This is a genomic window from Streptomyces sp. NPDC102259 (assembly GCF_044766465.1).
Classification (GTDB): Bacteria; Actinomycetota; Actinomycetes; order Streptomycetales; family Streptomycetaceae; genus Streptomyces.
Window position 1 is genome coordinate 410,399 of record NZ_JBIWMA010000003.1, and the last position, 17,525, is coordinate 427,923.

A 17,525-nucleotide genomic window follows, 5' to 3' on the forward strand; every position below is an offset into this window, starting at 1 on the left:
AGGTACACAGGTGATCTTCCATTCGTGCGCAAGTGATCACGGATCGAAGCCAATCGGTAACCCGGCTCCTCTTGACTGATCAAGAAGCGGGTGGATTGGATCAGGCCAGAGTGTTTGAGTTCTCATCAACCCCCCAGCTCGGAACGGGAACCGTGACTACCAACGCCCACAGCAGCAGGTCCATCAGGAACCACCCAGGTGCGGCGGCCGTCGCCCTCGCGGCGGCGACGGTCCTGCTGGCGGGATGTTCCTCCTCGTCCGACGACACCTCCGACCCGCTCGCCGGCGACAAGGCGGCCGGCGACACCGTGGTCGTCGGCTCCAACAACTTCGCCGAGAGCATCCTGATCGCCGACATCTACGGCGAGGCCCTCAAGGCCAAGGGCATCAAGGTGTCCTACAAGCCCAACATCGGCAGCCGTGAGACCACGTACGGCCTGCTCAAGAACGGTTCCATCACCGTCCTGCCGGAGTACAACGGCTCCCTGCTGGCCTACCTGGACGCGAAGGCCGAGCAGACCTCGCTCGCGAAAGTGAACGCCGACACGAAGGCCAAGCTCGACTCCAAGCTGACGCTGCTGGAGTCGTCGCCGGCCGAGGACAAGGACTCCGTCACCGTCAACGCGGCGACCGCCAAGAAGTACAACCTCACCGCCACGTCCACGCTCGCGGACCTCAAGGACATCGCGCCGGACCTGGTCCTCGGTGGTTCGCCCGAGTTCCAGACCCGCCAGCAGGGCATCCTCGGCCTGGAGTCGGTCTACGGGCTGAAGTTCAAGTCCTTCAAGGCCCTCGACGCGGGCGGCCCGCTGACCCAGGCCGCGCTGAAGAAGAACACCGTGCAGGCCGCGGACATCTTCACCACGGACCCGACCATCACCCAGGAGAAGTTCGTCGTCCTCCAGGACCCGGAGAACCTCTTCGGATTCGCGAACGTGACCCCGCTGGTCTACAAAAGCGGGCTCTCCCAGGAGGGCGTCGACGCGCTCAACGCCGTCTCCGCCAAGCTCGACACCAAGGCCCTGCTCGACCTGGACTCCCAGGTGCAGCTGGAGAGCAAGGACCCGCTGGACGTCGCCAAGGCCTGGCTGAAGTCCGCCGGCCTCGGCTGAGGTTCCACCGGATCGCCTGAACCGTCGGAAACGACAGCGGACGGACCGGTCCGGGTTCCCCCGCACCGCGGGGACGCCTGGACCGTCCGGACCGTCCTGAACGGAACCACCCTCACCGTCGGCGAGCCGATCGCGCTCGTCGACGGTGAGGCCGTGCCCACGGTGTGCCTTCGAGGTCCGTCAGCGGGCAGCCCTCTCCTGGCGCACCCCGCCACCCGTGCGCTCCCCGCCGGGGCCAACGGCGGCGGCCGAACTGCTGCCGGTGCCGGCCGAGTTGTGAGCCGGCCGGCCCGGGGGCCCCGGTGAGGAGCCCGACTCAGTAACCCACGTAGAACGTCGCGTCCTGCTTCTCGGCGGTCGTCGAGACCGGGTCGATGCGCAGTACGTAGTTCGCGTGCCGGATGTAGCGCGTCGGGTTGTTGTAGGAGCGGAAGGACGCCCATCCGGAGTCCGCCAGGCCCGCCGTGCGGTAGAAGGTCGCGTCTCCGGCGAACGTCGATGTGCCGTCGTTGACGTCGAGTTGGAGCTGGTAGTTGTAGTGCCGCAGGTACCTGGTCGGGTAGTTCACCGACTGGAAGGAGACCCCGGAGCTGTCGGCCAGGCCGGGGACGAGCTTCCACTGCGAGTCGGTGTACAGGTCGAAGGGGTACGTGTCGATGCGGCCGACGTAGTTGGCGTGGCGGACGTAACGGTCCGGGTAGTTGAAGGACTTGAGCCGGTTCCAGGCCGGGGCGCCCCACTTGGCGACGAGGTTGCTGTACTGCGTGCTGGTGATCGTCGTGACGCCGCAGTGCTTGGAGTTCACCGGCTGGGTGTACGTCTTCTGGTCGAGCGCGGTCCAGGTGCCCGCCGACAGGTCGGTGGACTGCCAGGCGTAGAAGACGCCGTTGGGCGTGTAGGTGTCCCCCCACAGCCACCAGGTGCTGGAGGTGAGCGACTTGACGAGGGTCGGCGCCTCGGTGCCGCCGTGGGCGACCCCTGTGTTGAAGACCGTGAAGCTGCCGGGGTCGAGGGAGCTGGACCGCGCGCCGACCAGCGTCTGGTCCTTCTTGAAGTAGAGGTAGTTGACGCCGTTCACGCCCACGGCCATGTCGCCGTCGATCACGTCGTAGCCGGGGTCGAAGAAGACCTGAGGGGCCGAGGCGGTGACGAAGTCGGTGGTGTAGTTCACCATGATCACGTTGTGGCCGCTGCTGTTCACGGCGGAGTAGATCAGTGCGTACTGCCCCCGGCCCGCGTCCCAGAACGCCTCCGGCGCCCAGCTGTGGGTGTTCATGTCGTGCAGCTTCAGCCGGTGGTAGCCGGTGAAGGTGCGCAGGTCGGTCGAGTTCCACACGTGCACGTACTGGCTGACGTAACTCCAGTCGGTGCCCTTGAGGTCGGTGGCGATCACCACGTAGGTGCCGTCCTGCTTGCGCAGGATGAACGGGTCGCGCAGCCCCAGCGCGCCCTCGGTGGGCGTGACAACGGGGTTGTTCTGGTTCAGCGGCATCCACTGCAATCCGTCCGTGCTGACGGCGAGGTGGAGGCCGTAGTCGGTGCCGGCGCCGAGGCTGGTCGACTCGGTGAAGTAGCCCATCACATAGGCCGAGTCGGCCGCGTGGGCGGACGGGACGCCGAGGGTGAGGGCCAGGGGGACGGAGGCGGCCGCGCTCAGGACGAGGCGGCGGGAGGGGTTGGGGGTCATATGCGCTCCAGGGGTGCGGGGTGCCCTTTGATGCCGACCCTGGGTTCGAAATGTCGAACCAGGTTCGGTGAGTCGGTCAGAAAGTAGGGGCGTGTGGGGACCAGGTCAATCACCGGGACACGCTTGGCGGTTTTCCGCCTTGCACCCGTGTGCGGCCCAGGGAAATTCCGGCGATGCCGTCGGCCGTCCGGGCTAGTCTCGGCGACCGTGAACAGGAGACGGCAGAAGAAACTGACGAAGCGTCTGTTGTCGGCGGTGATGTTCGGCGGCGGTCCTCAGGTCGACCGGCTGCTGCGGGCCGGCGCCGACCCCACGGCCGCCGACGTCCACGGGACAACCCCGTTGTACGAGGCCTGCGTTCAGGGTTCCGCCGATGCCGCACGCAGACTGCTCGAGGCCGGTGCGCCGCCCGACGCCGAGAGCGCGGGCCTGGGCGCCGAGGGAACCCCGTTGTGCGCGGCGGCCTGTTGGGGCCACCTCGACACGGTCCGCACCCTGCTCGCTCACGGCGCCGACCCCAACCTTCGCGAGGACCACGGCACCGGAATGACCCCACTGGAATGGGCGGCCGCGGGACCGCACCCGGAAACGGTTGCCGCACTGCGCGCCGCGGGAGCTCACTGACGGAGTCCCGGATACCCGGGGCGGTCCGGCGGTCCGGCGGGCAGTCGGGCGGTCGGTCACGCGTGTCCGGACGCGGTCAGTGTGCCGGGCTCGACCGGAGGACGACGTCTTCGATCAGCCGGTCGATCAGGGCGATCAGTACGTCCCGGCACGAGTCGCGCTCCCGTGCGTCGCACAGCAACACGGGAACATGCGCCGGCAACGCCAGCGACTCCTTGATCTCCTCCGTCGGATACGGGTGCAACCCGTGGAAACCGTTTACCGCGACGACGAACGGGACACCCCGGCGCTCGAAGAAGTCGATCGCGGCGAAGCTGGACTCCGGCCTGCGCACATCGATGAGCACCACCGCCCCCAGGGCGCCGATGGCCAGGTCGTTCCACATGAACCAGAACCGCTGCTGGCCGGGCGTGCCGAAGAGGTACAGCACCAGGTCGTCGCCGATGGTGATCCGGCCGAAGTCCAGGGCCACGGTGGTGGACCGTTTCTCCTCGATGCCCTTCAGGTCGTCCACCTCCAGCCCGGCAATGGTCAGCGGTTCCTCCGTGCGCAGGGGCGTGATCTCGCTGACCGACCCGACCATGGTGGTCTTCCCGACGCCGAAGCCGCCGGCGATGAGGATCTTCACCGTGTCGGGTGCCGCGGCCGGCCCGGCGCTGAGGGCGGTGGGAGCGGTGGAGTCAGATCCGGCCAAGGCCGTCCCTCACTTTCTCCAGCAGGTCGAGATCGGAGGTGCCGGTGACCGGGCGGGGCGGCCGGGCCGTGATCAGGCCCGCTTCCAGCAGGTCGCAGAGCATGATGACGACCACGCTCACCGGCAGGTCGAGATGGGCCGCGAGTTCCGCCACGGCGAGCGGCCGGGCGCACAGCCGCAGGATCCGGGTGTGCTCCGGCTGCGGCCGCGCGGCCCGCTCGGGCGGCGGGTCGACCGCGGTCACCGTCGTGATGAGCGTGAAGTCGGCACGGCTGGGCCGGGTCCGGCCACCGGTGAGGGTGAACGGCCTGACGAGTCGGCCCGCTTCGTCGCCTCCGCTCACCTCACCCGCCGTTGGTGCGGACGGCGGGACCGACATGGGCCCGCGGCGCCGCGCTGAGGTGCTCGCCGATCTTCTTCACCAGCATGTTCATCTGGTACGCCACCACGCCCACGTCCGCGTTCTTCCCCGCCAGCACGACGAGATGGGCCCCCGGGCCGGCCGAGGTGAGGATCAGGTAGCTGTTGGCCATCTCGATGAGCGCCTGGCGCACCGGGCCGCCGCGGAAATCCATGCTGACGCCCTTGCTGAGACTCATCAGGCCGGACGCGGTCGCCGCCAGCCGCTCGGCGTCCTCGCGCAGGAAACCGGTGGACTTGCTCACCACCAGCCCGTCCTCGGAGAGTACGACGGCCTGGTTCACGTCGGCGACGCGGTCCACGAGACCGGTGAGCAGCTGGTCGAGCTGGGTGTTCGTGCCGGGGATGGAGGGTGTCATCGCGAAGTCCTTCATGAGCGGTCGGCGGGCGGTGTCGGGGTCTGGGAGGTGCCCGCGGCGGTGACCGGCGGGCCGGGGGTCTCCTCGGCGGATGTTTCCTGCGGGTCGTCGAGCGACAGGTCGGCGTCGGCGTCGGCGTGTGCCCGCAGCGTGCCCCGCTGGAAACCGGCGAGGGAAGAGGCGGCGCGCTCCGCGGTGAAGTCGTCCGGGAAACCGTCCTCCTCGACGGCCGAGGCGGAGGCGGAGTCCTCGCGCAACTCGGTGGCGAGGCTGGTCTGCGGGATCCTGCGGGGCAACGGGGTGAGACCTGCGGACCGAGCGGCCGGAACCGGTGACCTGGCCGTGGCGGCCGCCACCCCGCTCGCCGGGAGGCCCACGCCGTCCGCGACGCCCGGTGCACCGGAGGCGGTGCCGGACGCGCCGTCCGCGTCCGCGGGGCCCGTCGGGAGGGACGAGTCGCTCGTCGAGGACGCGACGTCCGCCGAGGTTGCGGTGTCCGCCGTGGACGGGGAGTCGGCCGTGGACGGGGAGCCCGTTGAGGACGGTGACGGAGAGTCCGTCGAGGACGGGGAGTCGGCCGAGCCGGGGGCGGGACGCTTCGGGGCGGGTCGGCTGAGTGCCGGGTCCCACCTACTGGCCGCCCGGGACGGCGAGTCGGGCGCCGGAGCGGAGGTGTCCCGAGTGGGGAGGGGCGACGCGACCGGGTCGGCGCCCGACCTGCTGTGCTCACGCGCCGCGTCCGGTGTGTCCCGCGCAGGTGACGCGAGGCCCGCCTCCGGGGAGGGGGAACCGGCGGTCGTCGGCTCGCTGGAGTCCTCCGCCGCCGGGGCCGATGGGCCCAGGGCCTCGCGGACCACGATGTCGTGCGGGACCAGCACGATCGCCGTGGTCCCGCCGTACGGTGACGAGCGCAGGGTGACGGCGATGCCGTGCCGGGTCGCGAGCCGGGCGATCACGAACATGCCCAGCCGCAGGTCGTCGGCGAGCGCCACCACGTCGAACTGGGGCGGGACCGCCAGCTGCGCGTTGAACGAGGCGTAGTCCTCCTCGGACAGGCCGAGCCCACGGTCCTCGACCTCGATCGCCAGGCCCCGGGCCACCAGCGCGGCCCGTACGCCGACCGGGCTGGGCGCCGGTGAGTAGGAGGTCGCGTTGTCGATGAGCTCGGCGAGCAGATGGATCAGGTCCGCCACGGCGGGTGGCGCGATGTACACGTCCTCCTCGGTGTGCACCTCGGCCCGCCGGTACTCGGCGACCTCCCCGACGGCGCTGCGCAGGATGTCGATCAGCGCCACCGGCTCCGTCCAGCTGCGTCCCGGCCGGCCACCGCTGATGATGACGAGGTTCTCCTCGTAACGCCGCAACTGGCTGGCCGTGGAGTCCAGTTCGTAGAGGCCGTTGAGGACGTCCGGGTCCTGGTGCCGCCGCTCCAGCGCGTCGAGCTTGCTGAGCTGGAGGTTGACCAGGTTCTGGCTCTGCCGGGCGATGCCCAGGATGACCTTCTGGAAGCCGCGCCGGGTGTCGGCGAGTTCGACCGCGGTGTGCACGGCGGTGCGCTGCGCCGTGTTGAACGCCGCGGCGACCTGGCCGAGTTCGTCGCCGCCGTAGTCCAGAGGAGGGGTGGCCGAGTCCACGTCGACCGTCTCGCCCCGGTCCAGCCGGGCCACGACGTCCGGGAGCCGTTCGTGCGCGAGGCTCAGCGTGGCCATCCGCAGCCCGTGCAGCCGCCGGGACAGCGAGCGGGTGATACGCCAGGACATGCCGACGCACAGCAGCAGTGCGACGAGACCGCCGGCGCTGAGTGAGGCCGCCGTGATGAGCAGCTCGCGCGCCTCGTCCGCGCTGCGCTGGAGCAGCGTCGTGGTCTGCAGCCGGATCAGTCCCGAGTACTGGTCGGAGACCTCGATGAGCGCGGCACGCCACTGCTTCTGTACGTCCGGCAACGCGATGTCACCGTTTTCGCCCTGTTTCGCGCGGGCCGCGAGCACCTTGTCCTCGACGGACTCCAGGATCTGCCACTGGTAGCTCGTGAGGATCTTCTCGGTCTGCGCCTTCGCCGCGCCGGTGAGTGAGGGGACGATCTGGTCCTGCACGAGCCAGCGCCGGGTGTTCACCAACTGGGCGAACTCCGCCCACGTCTTCTCGTCCATCCGCTGCCGGGGCCCGGCGAGCGTGAGCTGGAGGTCCTCCTCGGAGACCAGTTCGGCCGCGTGTTCCAGGGCGATGAGCGGTCCGGCCTGTGAGGTGAGGTCGCCGTCGTCGACCTGGGACAGCTCCTGGAAGGCGTGGATCTGGTCGTCGATGATCGACGTGTACTGGTCCAGCGCCTGGGCGGCGGTGATGTCGACGGGGTCGTCCACCTGGCCCCGGTAGTACTCCAGGCTGCCCACGGAGGCGACGACCGAGTACATCCGGTCCCTGACGCGATCGGACGCCTGCTGGATGTCGTCCGACCGGGCGACGAGCCGCGCGACCGCCGCGTCCGTCTTCTCGCGCTGTGCCTCCAGCGCGGCCCGGGAACCGGCGGGTCCCGAGGCCAGCCACACGGCGGACAGGCTGCGTTCCTGCTGGAGCATGAGCGTCGCCTCGGTGCCCATGGCGCCGGTCGACCGGCTCAGTTCGGTCTGCGCGCGCAGCCGCAGCCCCTCCGCGAACATCTGGGTCGTCGTCACACCCCACATGGCGGCGAGGGTGACGCTGGGCACCAGCGCCAGCAGGATCAGGGAGAGACGTATGGAGCCGAGACGTCGGCGCCGGGCACCTGTCCGTGGAGACATAGTCGTCCTAGAGCGATCAGCGGAGGGAGGGGGAGGGGGAGGGAGGCGCGGAAGAGCTGGGGGAGGGGGAACGGCTCGGTCAGCGGGTGCCGGCGTCGGCGAAGCGGGCGACCTCGGCGACGTTGGTCTTCGTGACGAAGGCGGGGCCCGTCAGTACGGGCGCCGTGCCGCCGCCGCTGAGATTGCCGTTGGTCTTGTAGAGCCAGAGCCCGTCGACGGCCAAATAGCCCTGAAGGTAAGGTTGTTGGTCCACCGCGAACTGCACGCTGCCGTCGCGTACCGCCGTGACCAGGTCCTTGTTGAGGTCGAAGGTGGCGACCTTGGCCTTGCTGCCCGCCTTCTCGGTCGCCTGCACCGCGGCGAGGGCGAACTGCGCCCCGTTGGCGATGACTTCGTCGATGTCGGGTTCCTGCCGCAGGCGTGCCGCCACGGCGGCGGTCATGGCGTCCATGTCCGTTCCGTCGACGTAGAGCATCTCGGTCTCGCCGGTGAACGTCTTCTTCACGCCCGCGCAGCGCGCCTCCAGGGCGATGTTGCCCCGTTCGTGGATGACGCACAGGGCGTGCTTCGCGCCGAGGCTGTCGAGTTTGTCGCCGACGGCGCGGCCCGCGACGCTCTCGTCCTGGCCGAAGTACTCCAGAAGGCCCGCCGAACGCCAGGCGTCGATACCCGAGTTGAGTCCGACCACGGGTATTCCGGCCGCCTTGGCCCGGGCCACCGGACTCTTCATCGCCTGCGGCTTGGCGAGGGTCACCGCGATGCCGTCGACCCGGTCGCCGATCGCGTCTCGCACCAGTTCGGCCTGTCCGGCGGCGTCGGAGTCGCTGGCGTAGGTCAGATCGACGCCGTCCTTGGCGGCCGCGGCCTCGGCGCCCTTGCGCACCAACTCCCAGAAGTCGTCGCCCTCGGCGCCGTGGGTGACCAGGGTGATCTTGATCCGGTCGCCCGAGCCGCCGGCCGTGTCCATGTCCGCGCCGGACGACGAGGAGCCGGAACAGCCGGTCAGCAGGAGGAGGCAGCAGGCCGCGGCCAGGGCGGTGAGGCGTACGGATCCGAGGGGGACGGAAACGGAGGGAGCGGGGAGGGGAGTGTTCATGGGGGGCTGCACCTCGCTGTGCGGCAGAGCAGGGAGGACGGGGCGAGCGCCGCCGGAGCGAGGGGGTGTGCACCGGCGAGAGGCATTCGTTGGCTCGGAGCCAACCGTGTGTGACCGCTGGTAGTCAAGTGAGCAACCACATGGGGTGAGGAGCTGCTGCCGCATTGTGATCCGGGGCGGTGCGGCGAGGACGCAAGGGAGCATATCCGCAGCTGAATTGACTGATCGTCAATCTTGTCGACCGGTTCGGGGCTTGTGGGCCACCGCCCCGTACATCGCGATGTCCGCGTCGCGGGGGAAGTGGTCCTTGCCGCCGATGATGTAGTCGTAGATCCGGGCGGAGTGCGCGGTCCCGGTGTCGACCGCGTCGCTTTCGGGACTGGTTTCGGCGCCGGTCGCTCCGCCGCAGTCCCATTCGTCGCTGTCCATGGTTGTCAACCTTCCACTGACGCACACCGGTTGAGCCTGAAAACGCGTTTCTGCCCCGGGTGGACCCTGGACCTCCTCCGACTTCGCGCCTTTCTCCCGCTTCGCGCTCTTCTCCCGCTCCGCCAGTCCTCCTAGTCCCCCTGTCCTCCTGGTCCTCCTGGCGTCTAGTCCTCCTGGCCGTCCCAGCCGTCCTGGCCGTCCTCGCTCTCCTCCGCTTCGTCCTCTTCCTCTTCCTCCCCCTCGAAGAAGTCGTCGATCTCGTCGACCACTTCGGCCGCCACCATGCCGCCGACGACCCCCACGGCCAGACCCGCCGCGCCCGCGGCGACGGCCGTGCCCACGCCCACGCCGGAGCCGCGGCCATGGACGGCGAGGTGGTCGGCGTGCGGCGCGGAGTGGACGTACGCCTGCGCGCCGTACGCCTCCCGGTGCTCGGTCAACTTGCGGATCCAGCCGTCGACCTCGCTGTTCCAGTCGGGGACGGGCACGTCCTCGTGGCGCACGGTGAAGCGGGTCAGCACGTCATGGCCGGGGGTGAGCGGGCCGCCGCGCTTGTCGGCCTCCAGTACGACCTCCAGGCCGGAGGCGGTGGCGAGGAAGGTCAGCTCTATCTCGGTCACCGCGTGCGCGTACCGCGGGGGAGGGGTGAGCTCGATCTCCTGGTAGAACGGCAGCCGTTGACCCGTGCCCCCGATGCGGCCGTGCTCCAGGTCGGCGGAGCGGAAGCCGAACCCGAGCTGCCCGAGCGCCTCGAGGACCGCCTCCTGCACGGGCAGTGGACGGACGGCGAGCGGGTCGAGATCGCCCCGGTCGCGGGCGTCGGCCACCGCGAGTTCCGTGCGCACGCCCAGGACGACGCCCAGCGGCTGCCCGTACAGCTCGGTGACCGGTGTCTCCCAGGGCAGCGTGACCGTGAACGGCACACCGCGTTCCTCGTTCTCACCGAGTCGGAAGCCCCCGCCGACGACGTAGCGCTCGAACGTGACGGTGCCCTCGCTGTCGCCCTCCTCGTGCTCCACCTCGACGCGGGCCACCAGCTCCAGGCCGATCTCCTCGATCTCCACGGCCGCACCGCCGCCCCGCAGCCGGACCTGCCCCGACAGTGCCCCACCCGGCAGCACCGCGCCGCCGCCGTCGAGCATCGTGTCCACCGAGGGGCCGCCTACGCCGATCGCCCCGAGCAGCCGTTCGAACGCCATGCCGCTGTCGCTCCTTCACGCCGAACCCATTGCCTCGAACCCATTGCAGTGATCTTCCGCTGAACTCGCCGCGACGGCAAAGAAGTTCCCAAGTCACCTGTTCGAATGACGTGCGGTGGAGGGGTGACGAAACCGGCGGGGCCGGGAGCGGCCTGCAGCGCGCAGGTCGTCCCGGCCCCGCCGGTGAGGTGGCGTACAGCCGGCTGTCACGGCCGTACGTCAGGTCCGTACGTCAGGTCCGCGCGTCAGTCCGCGCAGCTCCGCGTGTCAGGCGGTCTTTCCCGCTCCGGGCAGTGGACCGTCCTGCCGGACCGCATCGGCCGTGTGTTCCGTCCGCAACTCCTTGCGCCGCTGCCGGCGGCTCGAGCGCGGCTCCTGGTCGGGCAGCCAGCCGAAGGACAGGCTGCTGCCCACGGCGCCCATCAGGAGGCCGATGACGAAGCCGCCGATGTTGGAGGTGAGCCAGGTGCCCAGGGAGAGCAGGATGGCGATGATCGAGTAGAACAGCCGCTGGGTCGGGTTGAAGATGATCAGCAGACCGCAGAGCACCATCAAGGTGGGCAGGAGGTAACCCGCCAGGCCCTGCATACCCACATGAAGGATCACCGGGAGCGGCGCCTTCATGGTCACCAGGATCTCGGCGCCGCCCAGGACCAGCAGCACGCCGCCCGCGAAGGGCCGGTGGCCTCTCCACGCCCGGAAGCGGTCCCGCCACTGGGTGAAGGTCATTACTTGCAGCCCTCGCTCGAGAAGCTCATCTTCAGTCCGGGAAGCTTGAAGACGGCGGCGGTGGCCGCGTAGTTGTGCTGGTACAGGTTCTTGATGACGACCGTGTCCGCCTGCTGGCCGTAGACACCCGCGGGGCCCTGGATCGGGACCTTGTCGAAGGTGCTGGAGTCGCGGCCGATCTCGATGTTGGTCATCTCGGCGTCGCCCGAGACGACGTCGGAGTCGATGGCGAGATTCTTCACGCTCACCGGGGTGGATCCGCCGCCGGCCTTGAGGATGAGCTGGATGCCGCCGAGGTCGACGCTCTGGCACATGTTGGTGATCTTGCCGTTCTTCACGACCGAGGTGACGACCAGGACCTGGCCGCCGGTGTCGCCCTGGTTGGGGCTGTTCTCGATCATGTTGTCCAAGCCGCCGAACTGCGCGAAGCCCTCGCCGTCGAGCCTGTCGGCGGTGACCACGAACGGCATGCCGGAGATCGCGAACTGCACGCCCAGGGCGCCCTGCGCGGTGAGGACCGCGAGCCCCGCGGCGACGAAGGTGGCGGGCACCGCCATGACGGCGGCCCGGCGCAGCCGGACCCTGCCGCGTCTCGTTGCGGAACCGCTTTCAGGGTTCTCGGGTGTGTTGTCGGCGGACGAAGTGACGTCCGGGGACGAGGCCATGTCTGCTCCCATGCGCTTAGTCATGCGGGTTGGGCTTCAGTGGCACGTTGTCCTGGCGCGGACAGCGGCTGCCGCGCACGCCCCCTCGCAACTCCCGGAAACCGCAAGGGCTTTCTGGTTACGCAGCAGTAGCCGTCGAGGAAGTTACCGATGGTTACACCACCCGGTCAAGGGAGATGTGGAAAAAGAGTGTTCATTATGTGCTGCCTGTCGGTCGAGTGCCCCGACGGCCTTCCGCATATATCTGTTGGGCCATCAACTTCGTTCAAGGGCCTTGACGTTGACTGAGCATCAGGTCTAGAACTCTCCCTGGTTCAGCCGGGATCCGTGGCGCCGGATCCGCAGCGCGACGACATGGCCGCGCTCCCGGACGCTTTTCAGCCAGTACGGGCCACTCGGTCCCGAGCTCGATCCCTTCACGGCACCGGTACGGCCGCTTTCCCCCGCGGGCCGCAACCGGTTGCCCCTCCCCGCCCGGCCCGGCCGGAGTCACTCGCCAGTGCCTCCGTCCGGTCACCGGCCGGCCGCCGTTGCCGGTCCGTCACGTACGGAGAAGGCGTCACGGGCCGGCGACGGCGGACGCCGATCAGCGTCCCCTCCTGTTGCGACAAGCGACGCGCCGGTTCACCCCCCCCACCGACCGATCCCCCCCCATGAAGCCCCACTTGAGAAAGAGGCACCCGCATGCTGCGCACCCGCTCCCTCCTCGCCCTCGCAGGTACTGTCGCCGCCCTCTCGCTCACCGCCGTCACCCCGGCCTCCGCGGCCGGCGCGGTGCTGACGACCGCCAACGGCGACGTCGCCGTCGGTGACGTCCTCAACGCCTCCCTCGCCACCGGCACGGCCGCCACGCTGTACTCCAGCGCGACCGGCACCAGCGGCGTCTCCTGTGCCGCGTCCGCGTTCAGCGCCACCGTCACCGACAACCCCACCGCGCCCGGCACCGCCACCGAATCGCTCACCTCGCACACCTTCGGCAGCTGCACCGCGAACGTCATCGGAGTGCTCGGCGTCACCAGCATCACGGTCAACAACCTGTCGTACACCACGAGCGTCGGCTCGGACGGCACCGTCACGGTGACTCCGCCGAGCGGCTCCACCATCCAGACCACGGTCGTGCTGCGCACCCTGCTGGGCAGCATCAACTGCGTCTACCAGGCGCCCAGCCTGACCGGCACGGCGAGCAACGCCGACAACAGCATCACCTTCACCGGCCAGCAGTTCACCAAGACGTCCGGCTCGTCGCTCTGCTTCGCCAACGGCTACTTCACCGCCAAGTACGCCCCGGTGACCGACGCGGGCGCGGCCGTCACCGTCAACTGAACACCGTCACCGTCACCGTCGACTGAAAACCGTCCGCGCGACTGATCGGTGATGCGCAACCGAAGGCCGTGTCGACGGAGTTCAGCGCCGACGCAGACGTACGACGAGGGCGGCACCGCCGGTGAGCAGCAACACCGTCGCGGCGCCGCCCGCCAGCATCGGCGCGGACGGCCCGGAGCCGGTCCCGGTGGTGGACGCCACCGGGGTGCTCTCCGGGCCGGCCGCGGCGGCCCGGTCGGGTGCGGCGTCGGACGCGGTCGACACCGACGGAGCGGCGGACGGTGAGCCGGGCGTCGTGCTCGCGGACGCCACTGGGGTGGCCGAAGCGGGCGCCTTCGTCGTCGGGGTCGGGCTGCTCTCCGGCTTGCTTTGTGAAACCGCTTCCGGGAACACCACGTCCGAGCAGGAGTAGTACGTGTCCGGCGTGCTGCTGTTCTGCCAGATCGTGTAGAGCATCTGACGTCCCGTCCGGTCGGCGGGCAGCTTCGCCGTGAGGTGGTAGGCGCCCTTCGTCAGCGCCGGGTCCTTGATCTCGGCGAACGGATTCGTCGGCAGATCGGACCAGGTGAGCGGTTTCGACGGGTCGTACCCCGGCTTCGTCAGATACAGCTTGAACGTGCCGGTGTGCGCGATCGTCGAGGCGTACGTCATGCGCAGCGTCCCGCCCGGGGTGAGCCGGGTCGACGGCCAGTCGGCGCGGGCGAGGTCGAGTCCCTTGTACGCGGACAGGCCGCCGCTGCACAGCTGCCCGTCGGGAATGGTCTGCCGGTCACGGCCGTTCACGTTGGCCACCCGCAGGTTGTCCCACGCGGTGAACGAGGCGCCGTTGGCGTCGACGGCCGCCCGGCAGGCGGCGGTCCTCGCGTCGGCTCCGCCTTCGGGGGAGCAGGCGAACACCCGGCTGACGGGATCCGTGGGGGCGCCGTGCGCCTGAGCCGGTCCGGCGGCCCACAGGCCCAGCAGGAACGGGCTCACGGCGGCTGCCGCCAGAGCTGCGGTGCGGTGTGCGGTGGTGCGGGGCATCGGGGACGTCTCCTCGGCCTGCGCGGGAACGGTCTGTGGTGAGTACGGGAATCCGGTCCGGCGCGTTCAGTTCGCCGCCCGATGGCTGTCGAGCCGCACGGACACGATCAAATCGGGCGTGCAGTGACTGATTGTCGTCGTCGAGGGTGGGTTTTTGGCCGGATCGAGGGTTTCCCCTGTATCCGGATGACTGATCCTTTGCCTATCGTTCCTGCACAGCCGACCCACAGGTAACCCCGACGGGGTCGGTTCCCGCGCCTGGCCGGCCTTTCGCGCTGCTCTTCGACGCACCCCCCGCCGCTTCCCCGCCGAAGCGAATCGACCGCCGCTCCGCCCTGTCCGGAGACGGTTACGAAAGGCACGCCCTTGCGCACCTCACCCACCCTGAGACGAAAGCTGATATCCGTCGCCGCGGCCTCCGCGGCCCTGCTCACCGCCGCGTCGACCGCCTCGGCCGTCGCCGCCCAGGAAACCGTTTCCCAGGGTTCCGCCGTCCCCGCCGCCCAGACCGAGGCGGCGCCCGGCATCGCGGCCGAGCGCCTCATCGTCGGCTACAAGTCCGGTGCCGCCGAGGCCAGGTCGAACCCGGCCGCCGAGGCCGACGCCGCCGCCAAGGGCGAGCAGAGCGGTGAGGACGTCGACTTCCAGCGCCGTCTCGGCACCGGCGCCGCCCTGGTCGACCTGGGCGACGACCTCACGAAGGCGGACGTCGCCGACGTCGTCGCCCAATACCGGGCGGACCCGCAGGTCGCCTATGTCGTCCCGGACCGGTTGAACAAGCCGAAGGCCGACCCGAACGACACCGAGTACACCAAGCAGTGGGACCTCTTCGAGTCCACCGCCGGTATGAACGTGCCGGGCGCCTGGGCCACTTCGACGGGCACCGGTGTCACCGTCGCCGTCATCGACACCGGTTACGTCGCGCACACCGACCTCGCCGCGAACATCGTTGGCGGTTACGACTTCATCGCCGACACCGCGGTCTCCGTGGACGGCGACGGCCGCGACAGCAACCCGGCCGACCCGGGCGACTACTACGCCGCCAACGAGTGCGGCTCCGGCATCCCGGCGAGCAACTCCTCCTGGCACGGCACCCACGTGGCCGGCACCATCGCCGCCGTCACGAACAACAACAAGGGTGTCGCGGGCATCGCGTACGGCGCGAAGATCTCCCCGGTCCGGGTGCTCGGCAAGTGCGGCGGTTACGACTCCGACATCATCGACGCGATCACCTGGGCGTCCGGCGGTACCGTTTCCGGTGTTCCCGCCAACTCCAACGTCGCCAAGGTCATCAACATGAGCCTGGGCGGCGACGGGGCCTGCACCTCGGCGACCCAGAGCGCGATCACCGCCGCCGTGAACCGGGGGACGACCGTCGTGGTGGCCGCCGGCAACGAGAACGACAACGTCGCGAACCACTCGCCGGGCAACTGCAACAACGTCATCTCGGTCGCGGCGACCAACCGCACCGGCGCCAAGGCGTCCTACTCCAACTACGGTTCCCTCGTGGACATCTCGGCGCCCGGCGGCCAGACCAGCACCGGCACCGCGAACGGCATCCTGTCCACCCTGAACTCCGGGACCAAGACGGCGTCGACCGAGTCGTACGCCTACTACCAGGGCACCAGCATGGCCACCCCGCACATCGCGGGCCTGGTCGCGCTGGTCAAGTCGGCGAACTCCGCGCTGACCCCCGCGCAGATCGAGACGGCCATCAAGAACAACGCCCGTGCCCTGCCCGGCGCCTGCTCCGGCGGCTGCGGCGCGGGTCTGGCGGACGCGGCCAGGACGGTGCAGGCGGTGAACGGCTCCGGCGGCTCCACGGGGGGCACCACCTTCTCCAGCACGACCGCGCTCTCGATCCCGGACAACGGTTCCGCCGTCGAGTCCTCGATCGCCGTCAGCGGCCGCACGGGCAACGCCCCGGCCGCCCTTCAGGTCGGCGTCGACATCACCCACACCTACCGCGGCGACCTGGTGATCGACCTCGTCGCGCCCGACGGCACCGCCTACCGGCTGAAGGCGGCCAGCTCCTCGGACTTCGCCGACAACGTCAGCACCACCTACTCGGTGAACGCTTCCGGTGAGACCGCCAACGGCACCTGGAAGCTGCGCGTCCAGGACACCGCCGCGCAGGACACCGGCAAGCTCAACGGCTGGCAGCTGACCTTCTGAGGAAACGCGCTTCTCGCCGCGCGCGACGAACGGGCGGGCCGGCCGGTGTGGATGGACACCGGCCGGCCCGCCCTCTGTCTGTCTCTGTCTGTGTCGGTAAGTGCCGGTCATGGGCAACGAGTTGTCTGTGTGTTTCCAGCCGTTTCCCCGGAAAACAAACCGGTCGCCTCGCACATGAATGCCGCCCGAAAGGTGTGCTCCGCAGGGTGCCGTGGAAAGCTCGGTATGCGGTTACACGTGTCGATCGAGCGTTCCGGCATCCTGTCCTTCAAGGGCTCACAAGCGGAAACCGCACACCCCGTCTCTTTTGATTGCGGCTCGATTATGCCGCCGGTACGTTCTCTGTGGCAGGCTTCCGGTAGCGGGCCAGCGGTGGCGCACAAGTCGGGTGAGCGCAGGGGCCGTCGGCGGTCTTCACTCCCGTGGCCAATACAGTCGTACCGTGAGCTATTGTGTACGGGGGGTAAGAAAAAACGGCATGACCCGTTCGTTACCGGCCCGGGAGAGTACCAGTCGATGGCGAGGCAGTTACGCGCCGAACAGACCCGCACGACGATCATCACGGCCGCCGCCGATCTGTTCGACCGGCACGGCTACGAGTCGACAAGCCTCAGTGACATCGTCGCGCACGCCCATGTCACCAAGGGCGCCCTCTACTTCCACTTCGCGGCGAAGGAGGATCTGGCCCACGCCATCATGGAGTTGCAGTCCTCGGCCTCACGCCGGATCGCCGGCGAGATCGACGACCGGGGTTACGCCTCCCTCGAAGCCCTGATGCGCCTGACGTTCGCCCTGACGCGACTGTCGGTCGAAGGGCCGATCCCCCGGGCCGGCCTGCGGCTCGCCACGGGGGGAGTGGCGGTCCGACCACCCTTGTCGCATCCCTTCGTGGAGTTGCTGGACCTGATCTCCCGGCGGCTCGGCGGCGCTCTCAAGGAGTCCGACATCCATCCGGACGTCGACGTCGACGTCGTGGCGCACTCCCTGGTCTGCTTCTTCGTCGGCACCCGAGTCGTCGGCCGCTCCCGCGAACCCGCCGGCCGGCTGCCCCGCCGGATGGCCGAGATGTGGCACGTCCTCATCCGTGGCTTGGTACCGGTACCGCGCCGACCGCGCTATCTCAGCCTCGCGGCACGACTGGAGCGGGAGATCATGGCGGCGGTGTGAGGAGCGCGGGGACGCCTGCTCTTCGGCGCCCGGTTCTCGACGCTGA

Annotated in this window: 16 protein-coding genes; 5 read left to right on the top strand and 11 right to left on the bottom strand. The window is 69.5% G+C overall.

The annotated features are described in order from the left end of the window. The first annotated feature begins 152 nt into the window (after window positions 1-152). Entirely contained in the window at window positions 153-1,112 is a 960-nt protein-coding gene (locus ACIRPU_RS10535; protein ID WP_403864448.1) for an ABC transporter substrate-binding protein, read from the top strand. A 316-nt stretch (window positions 1,113-1,428) separates the two neighbouring features. On the opposite strand, the gene ACIRPU_RS10540 is transcribed toward ACIRPU_RS10535, so the two are convergent. Then, window positions 1,429-2,799, bottom strand: coding sequence for a glycoside hydrolase family 43 protein (locus tag ACIRPU_RS10540; protein ID WP_403864451.1), 1,371 nt, complete (start codon window positions 2,797-2,799; stop codon window positions 1,429-1,431). A 207-nt stretch (window positions 2,800-3,006) separates the two neighbouring features. Here ACIRPU_RS10540 and ACIRPU_RS10545 point away from each other — a divergent pair, with 207 nt between their 5' ends. Continuing rightward, window positions 3,007-3,423 carry an ankyrin repeat domain-containing protein gene (locus tag ACIRPU_RS10545; RefSeq protein WP_384122588.1) on the top strand — a complete coding sequence of 139 codons (417 nt, stop codon included), beginning with the start codon at window positions 3,007-3,009 and terminating at the stop codon, window positions 3,421-3,423. Between the two features lie 76 nt (window positions 3,424-3,499). Here the strand turns inward: ACIRPU_RS10545 and ACIRPU_RS10550 are convergent, their stop codons facing one another. The 9 genes from ACIRPU_RS10550 to ACIRPU_RS10590 all read right to left on the bottom strand — a co-directional run bounded on the left by ACIRPU_RS10550 (window position 3,500) and on the right by ACIRPU_RS10590 (window position 11,791). After that, the gene (locus ACIRPU_RS10550) at window positions 3,500-4,117 is read right to left on the bottom strand and encodes an ATP/GTP-binding protein (RefSeq protein ID WP_385556359.1); all 618 of its coding nucleotides are present in this window, start codon (window positions 4,115-4,117) and stop codon (window positions 3,500-3,502) included. Next, the gene (locus ACIRPU_RS10555; RefSeq protein WP_403864456.1) at window positions 4,104-4,460 is read right to left on the bottom strand and encodes a DUF742 domain-containing protein; all 357 of its coding nucleotides are present in this window, start codon (window positions 4,458-4,460) and stop codon (window positions 4,104-4,106) included. The genes ACIRPU_RS10550 and ACIRPU_RS10555 overlap by 14 nt, the downstream gene beginning before the upstream one ends. 1 nt (window position 4,461) lies before the next feature. Then, window positions 4,462-4,896, bottom strand: a complete 435-nt coding sequence (locus tag ACIRPU_RS10560) for a roadblock/LC7 domain-containing protein (RefSeq protein WP_384122594.1) — start codon at window positions 4,894-4,896, stop codon at window positions 4,462-4,464. An 11-nt stretch (window positions 4,897-4,907) separates the two neighbouring features. After that, window positions 4,908-7,673 (bottom strand): nitrate- and nitrite sensing domain-containing protein, encoded by a 2,766-nt coding sequence (locus ACIRPU_RS10565; protein ID WP_403864459.1) that lies wholly within the window; start codon window positions 7,671-7,673, stop codon window positions 4,908-4,910. Window positions 7,674-7,752: 79 nt separating this feature from the next. Further along, window positions 7,753-8,769 (bottom strand): substrate-binding domain-containing protein, encoded by a 1,017-nt coding sequence (locus ACIRPU_RS10570; protein ID WP_355707340.1) that lies wholly within the window; start codon window positions 8,767-8,769, stop codon window positions 7,753-7,755. Window positions 8,770-8,997: 228 nt separating this feature from the next. After that, window positions 8,998-9,198, bottom strand: coding sequence for an SAM-dependent methyltransferase (locus ACIRPU_RS10575; RefSeq protein WP_403864463.1), 201 nt, complete (start codon window positions 9,196-9,198; stop codon window positions 8,998-9,000). 164 nt (window positions 9,199-9,362) lie between these two features. Then, on the bottom strand, window positions 9,363-10,397 hold the full coding sequence (locus ACIRPU_RS10580) for a sporulation protein (protein ID WP_403864465.1): 1,035 nt from the start codon (window positions 10,395-10,397) through the stop codon (window positions 9,363-9,365). A gap of 267 nt (window positions 10,398-10,664) precedes the next feature. Then, window positions 10,665-11,126, bottom strand: a complete 462-nt coding sequence (locus ACIRPU_RS10585; protein WP_403864468.1) for a DUF6114 domain-containing protein — start codon at window positions 11,124-11,126, stop codon at window positions 10,665-10,667. Next, the gene (locus ACIRPU_RS10590; protein WP_403864471.1) at window positions 11,126-11,791 is read right to left on the bottom strand and encodes a DUF6230 family protein; all 666 of its coding nucleotides are present in this window, start codon (window positions 11,789-11,791) and stop codon (window positions 11,126-11,128) included. Before ACIRPU_RS10590 ends, ACIRPU_RS10585 begins: the two co-directional genes overlap by 1 nt. 687 nt (window positions 11,792-12,478) lie before the next feature. On the opposite strand from ACIRPU_RS10590, the gene ACIRPU_RS10595 reads away from it, so the two are divergent. Next, a complete protein-coding gene (locus tag ACIRPU_RS10595) occupies window positions 12,479-13,114 on the top strand; it encodes a Tat pathway signal sequence domain protein (protein WP_355707424.1) in 636 nt (211 codons plus the stop codon). Window positions 13,115-13,195: 81 nt separating this feature from the next. On the opposite strand, the gene ACIRPU_RS10600 is transcribed toward ACIRPU_RS10595, so the two are convergent. Next, entirely contained in the window at window positions 13,196-14,137 is a 942-nt protein-coding gene (locus ACIRPU_RS10600) for a lytic polysaccharide monooxygenase (protein WP_403864474.1), read from the bottom strand. Window positions 14,138-14,503: 366 nt separating this feature from the next. Here ACIRPU_RS10600 and ACIRPU_RS10605 point away from each other — a divergent pair, with 366 nt between their 5' ends. Continuing rightward, window positions 14,504-16,312: a S8 family peptidase gene (locus ACIRPU_RS10605; RefSeq protein ID WP_403864477.1), complete on the top strand. Its 1,809-nt coding sequence runs from the start codon at window positions 14,504-14,506 to the stop codon at window positions 16,310-16,312. 516 nt (window positions 16,313-16,828) lie between these two features. Next, on the top strand, window positions 16,829-17,479 hold the full coding sequence (locus tag ACIRPU_RS10610; protein WP_384118917.1) for a ScbR family autoregulator-binding transcription factor: 651 nt from the start codon (window positions 16,829-16,831) through the stop codon (window positions 17,477-17,479). Window positions 17,480-17,525 lie beyond the last annotated feature (46 nt).

Bases quoted from the DNA above. Each gene is read 5' to 3' on its own strand.
- ACIRPU_RS10540 (WP_403864451.1), bottom strand. From the start codon at position 2,799: ATGACCCCCAACCCCTCCCGCCGCCTCGTCCTGAGCGCGGCCGCCTCC.
- ACIRPU_RS10560 (WP_384122594.1), bottom strand. From the start codon at position 4,896: ATGACACCCTCCATCCCCGGCACGAACACCCAGCTCGACCAGCTGCTC.
- ACIRPU_RS10565 (WP_403864459.1), bottom strand. From the start codon at position 7,673: ATGTCTCCACGGACAGGTGCCCGGCGCCGACGTCTCGGCTCCATACGT.
- ACIRPU_RS10570 (WP_355707340.1), bottom strand. From the start codon at position 8,769: ATGAACACTCCCCTCCCCGCTCCCTCCGTTTCCGTCCCCCTCGGATCC.
- ACIRPU_RS10575 (WP_403864463.1), bottom strand. From the start codon at position 9,198: ATGGACAGCGACGAATGGGACTGCGGCGGAGCGACCGGCGCCGAAACC.
- ACIRPU_RS10580 (WP_403864465.1), bottom strand. From the start codon at position 10,397: ATGGCGTTCGAACGGCTGCTCGGGGCGATCGGCGTAGGCGGCCCCTCG.
- ACIRPU_RS10585 (WP_403864468.1), bottom strand. From the start codon at position 11,126: ATGACCTTCACCCAGTGGCGGGACCGCTTCCGGGCGTGGAGAGGCCAC.
- ACIRPU_RS10590 (WP_403864471.1), bottom strand. From the start codon at position 11,791: ATGGCCTCGTCCCCGGACGTCACTTCGTCCGCCGACAACACACCCGAG.
- ACIRPU_RS10600 (WP_403864474.1), bottom strand. From the start codon at position 14,137: ATGCCCCGCACCACCGCACACCGCACCGCAGCTCTGGCGGCAGCCGCC.
- ACIRPU_RS10610 (WP_384118917.1), top strand. From the start codon at position 16,829: ATGGCGAGGCAGTTACGCGCCGAACAGACCCGCACGACGATCATCACG.